Genomic DNA, 4,418 nt, shown 5'->3' on the forward strand with positions numbered 1-4,418 from the left:
CGGCAAAGAGGATCAGGGAAAGCGCCCGCGGGAAAGCCAGCGGCAACCGTTGAACGGTAAAGGCTGTCAGGCAGCCGATGAAGAAACCCGCCAGGCACTTCAGCAGATCACCAAACCCGAACGTGGCGTTGGTCACCAGCATCAGCAAGGAAGCCATGGCAAGCAGGGAAAACAGCAGGTTCTTGATCCGTGGCAGGCACAGCACGATCGCGCCAAAGATCAGATAGGCATAGAACTCCACGCTGATGGACCAGGCTGGCGTATTGAAACTGGTGGGATGACCAGCCGGCCCGATGGCCTGCACCAGGAAGATCTGCTGCACCAGGGCCGTCACACTGTTTTCACGAAACGGCTGGGAGTTGGGGCTGACGATCCCCAGCCTGGCCTGGCCGACGTACTTGGCCACCTCGAACAGCACATAGACCAGCAGGAAGAGCAGGTGCACCGGATACAGCCGACCGAAGCGCAGGAACTGGAAGCGCATCAGATCCTGCGCACTGTCGATCCTGGCGGCATAGGCGTTGTAGATCACGAAGCCCGACAGCACGAAAAACAGGTGAACCATCAGGTAGCCGCTGCGGACGATGCCGATGTCAAACAGCGGGTTCCAGTTGGGGATGTGGTAGAACACCACCAATAAGGCGGCCATGCCGCGGATGCTTTCCAGCTCTTCGATCTTTGCCTGCCCCTGATACAGCGTCTGGACTGCCTTGTTCATGACTCCCCCCGGGGTGAAGTCCAGCTTGCACTCTTGCGTGCCGGCTGGAATTACGTGTATGAACTTCTCTGGCCAACGTTGCACTACGGTGTTCAGACTGCTTTGCCCATCCCCCCCCGATATCCCTGCCGCCAGCCGGACAAGCGCTGTCGTAAACGGATACATGAAGCTTTTTGCAGATCTTGTGCCTAAGCCTCCGGCTTGTTTTATGGTCCCCTCTCTGGTCCGACTGGTTCACTGCTCCTTACTGCATTTCCAACTGGCCCGGATGCATGTCCTCGCGCGCTTGCGGACATGGCATCCAGTCCGGCATGCTCACTGCCCTCTACGCAAATGCTCCGCCATCCGCAAGGCCATCGCCACGATGCTCAGGGTCGGATTGGCATGCCCGTTGGTCGGGAATACCGAGGAACTGAGCACCAGCAGGTTGTCCACGCCATGCAGGCGGCAATCGGTATCGACCACGCTGTCACGCACCGACGTTCCCATGCGCGTGCTGCCGATGTGATGCCCGCCCACGGGCAAGGCCCGTGTCACCTGCTCCCGGAGCTCACCCGGATCAAAGTCCAGGCGACAGTGCCGGGTCTTGGCCAGCAGCGACTGCATGGTCGTGAAGGATTGGATACCGGACTCGATATCCTGCGCGGTCAGCCGCCATTGGACATCCACCCGCCGCATGCCGTAGCGGTCGGTCGCATCGAGCAGGCGGATGCAATTGCCGGCATCGCCCACCTGCTCGCTGTTGAATTCCAGCGGATAGGTGCCGTTGCGGTTGGGGATCAGCGTGTAAGGCAGCTTGCGCTTGGCCAGCTTGCGCTTGACCACCATGTCGTAGGCAAAGCCGAACACCGAACCCGCATCGAACATCACGTTGCGCAGATGCGCCAGCCGACGTGGATCAGCGGCTGCGCTCTGGCTGCCGTGATTGAGAATGTCCTGATGTTCGGAAGGCAGAACCGACTTGGCGAGATAAATCGCCGACAGCACGCCACTGCCATGGCCCGGATCGCCATAGGAAGGAAAATGCAGCCGCAAGGTCGAATTGAGCAAACCCAGCTGGTTTTGCCATTGCGGCGTGAACTGCAGCTTGCGGCGCGCATAGACGCCATCCTGCGTCTTCTGGAAACTGAAGCGCGGCTTCTCGCCGGTGAGACGCATCTCGCCGAAGATCAGGTCGAAGTGGCAGGCGTAATAACGTCCCAGGCTGCCATCGAAGCGCTGCCAGGCAGGCAGCTCCTCGCGCGTACACAACAGCAGGCGGGTCGCCTCGATGGCACCACCCGCCAGCACGAACTGTCCGGCTCGCACCGGAACCTGCTGCTGGCCATCGTGCAGCACGATGCACTCGATGTGCGAACCGTCGGCGCTGGCCACCAGCCGCGTGCAGCGGGCGCGCAGTACCACGGTCACCCGATCGGAGGCTTTCAGTTCCTCGGCGAACTTCGCCGCAAAATCGGTCGGCAGACTGTAGCGCTCGATGTGTTCGGTGAGGGCCTCCTGCAGCTGGGGCAGCTCGGAAAACATCGGACCATTGCCCCCGGCCAGGCTGGCCGGCGTAAAGTCAGCCGCGCCCGCATCACAGTACTGCATCGCTTCCGGAAGATAGCGTGCGTATTCTTCATAGGAAATCGGCCAGCCGCTGAGCGGCACGTGCGGGCGCGCCGCAAAGTCCGCCGGATCCAGCGGCACGCAGCGGCCACCCCACAAATGCGTGGTGCCGCCAAAACGCTGACGGCGGTATTCGGTGGTCGCCGGGTGTGGCGCAGCGGCGCTGCCCTGGTAGGCGTCGTCGTCGACCTGCTCTTCACGCCAGTCGCCGCCATCGACCAGCAACACCCGCTGCCCCTGGCGCGACAAGGCCACCGCCAGGCTGAGGCCACCGGGACCGCTGCCGACCACACAGACGGGGTAATCCTGCAGGCTTGCGCTGTCGCAATCGGAGAGATATCGGATCAAGCTGGCTCTCCCTTCAGGCCTGCGGGCGACCGTGCGCGGCAAACAGCTGTTCCAGCTTGCCCACTTCGGTACCCAGATGATGCTTCTGGCGGACTGCCCGGGCACCGTGCTGTCCCATCGCTTGCAGCTGCTCCACCGATGCCGAGGTCACCTCGTCGATGGCCGTGACCAGCGCATCGACCGAGCCGGGTGCCACCACCCAGCCATTGACGCCATCTTCAACCAGTTCGGGAATTCCGGCGATGCGCGTACTGATGACCGGGCGCGACAAGGCCAGCGCCTCCATCACCACCACCGGCAGGCCTTCGGCAAAACTGGGCAAGACCAGCGCCCGGCTGCGCTCGATTTCGGCACGCACTTCGGCACTGCTCTTCCATCCAAGAATGCGGATCACATTGGCCAGCGGACCGCCCGCCATGGCTTTCTCGATGAAGGGCCGCAGCGGGCCGTCACCGACCAGCACCAGTTCGCAGGGCTTGCCGGCCTTGACGTGCCGGGTGACCGCTTCAATCAGCAGCGGCACGCCCTTCTCTGCACACAGGCGACCGACGAAAACCAGCCGCGGCACTTCCGGAATCGGCAAGGCCGGTGCATCCTCAAACGCGGGGCCGACACCACAGCGCACCACGTTCAGACGCGGCCAGGCCTCCACCTCGGAAAACAGCATGCACTGGCTCTTGCAGAAATGCGTGATGGTGGCCGTAAAGGCCGAGCGCTGCACCTTCTCGCCCAGCGCCCAGGCCACCGGATGAAAGAAGATGCCGGGTCCGTGCACCGTCATGCTGTAGGGAATGCCGGAGAGCATGGAGGCATACATCGCCACCGTGGCCGAATTCTCGGCGATGTGATTGTGCAGGATCTCGATCTTCTGCTCGCGCAGTCGCCGTGCCAGGTAGCAGGCTTCGATCAGGTACAGCACGTGCAGCAAGGCCGGACGCAGGCCGGCTGCGCGCGTGCGGCAGGCCAGCTTCAATACCTCCAGCACGCGGCCCGGCGATTGCAGCAAGGTCGTCAGCGCTACACCGAGCAGACGCGGCAAGCCGTTTTCCAGGATGTAATCGGTGCTGGCCTGCTCGCTCTTGACGTCGGCACTCACGGCGGCGTCACCGGCTTCACGGCGGATCGAGAAGGTATGCACCTCGTGACCGCGGCGGCGCAGTTCCAGAACTTCGTTGCGGATGAATGTGTCGCTGGCGCGCGCGTAGATGCTGGTCAGGTAGGCTATTCTCATTTTTCAGTGTTGCAGGCAGGTTGAGGGGGCATCAGGGGACGCAAACGAGCGTTGCATGCATGGATCATCCGGGCGCCCGTGCGGTTCCAATTCCTTCATTTCGCGCCCATTGCGCCGACTCCGCCAACCCTTGGGCGTAGGGACGCGGGGCAAATCCGAGGACGGAGCGCGCGCGCTGGCCATCGATGCGCAACTGCTGCTGCCACAAGCGCAGGAAGGACGGCGACAGCGCCACCGGCAGGCCCCGGCCGGACTTTCCCGCCGCGCGCGCAAGCCGCTGCAGCACACGAATGAAGAGCGTACCGAGCCTGGCATCGAGCTTGAGGCGAAGCGGCGAGATCCGGGGGGCTGCTCCCGCACCCAGGGCCAGAGCCAGGTCGACGAAATAACGGTTCCAGCGCGGACTGTCATCGCCGGTGAGGTTGAAGACGGGCGCCGGCACCGGGCTTGCATCAGGAGACCGGGACGCGTATTGCAGCGACAGCAGCACGGCCGCGCAGACGTCATCGACGT

At 63.2% G+C, this 4,418-nt stretch carries 3 protein-coding genes and 1 pseudogene; all 4 read right to left on the minus strand.

The window, feature by feature from the left end:
• On the minus strand, window positions 1-883 hold an 883-nt coding region (locus B3873_RS06325; RefSeq protein ID WP_286864713.1), incomplete at its 3' end, for an acyltransferase family protein.
• A 150-nt stretch (window positions 884-1,033) separates the two neighbouring features.
• A complete protein-coding gene (locus B3873_RS06330; protein ID WP_286864714.1) occupies window positions 1,034-2,674 on the minus strand; it encodes a GMC oxidoreductase in 1,641 nt (546 codons plus the stop codon).
• Window positions 2,675-2,687: 13 nt separating this feature from the next.
• Window positions 2,688-3,905 (minus strand): glycosyltransferase, encoded by a 1,218-nt coding sequence (locus B3873_RS06335; RefSeq protein WP_286864715.1) that lies wholly within the window; start codon window positions 3,903-3,905, stop codon window positions 2,688-2,690.
• A gap of 64 nt (window positions 3,906-3,969) precedes the next feature.
• Window positions 3,970-4,418: pseudogene (locus B3873_RS06340) on the minus strand (hypothetical protein); the annotation flags it as partial.

It is taken from the genome of Herbaspirillum sp. UBA812, assembly GCF_002296545.1.
Lineage (GTDB): Bacteria > Pseudomonadota > Gammaproteobacteria > Burkholderiales > Burkholderiaceae_D > Herbaspirillum > Herbaspirillum huttiense.

Bases quoted from the DNA above. Each gene is read 5' to 3' on its own strand.
- B3873_RS06335 (WP_286864715.1), bottom strand. From the start codon at position 3,905: ATGAGAATAGCCTACCTGACCAGCATCTACGCGCGCGCCAGCGACACA.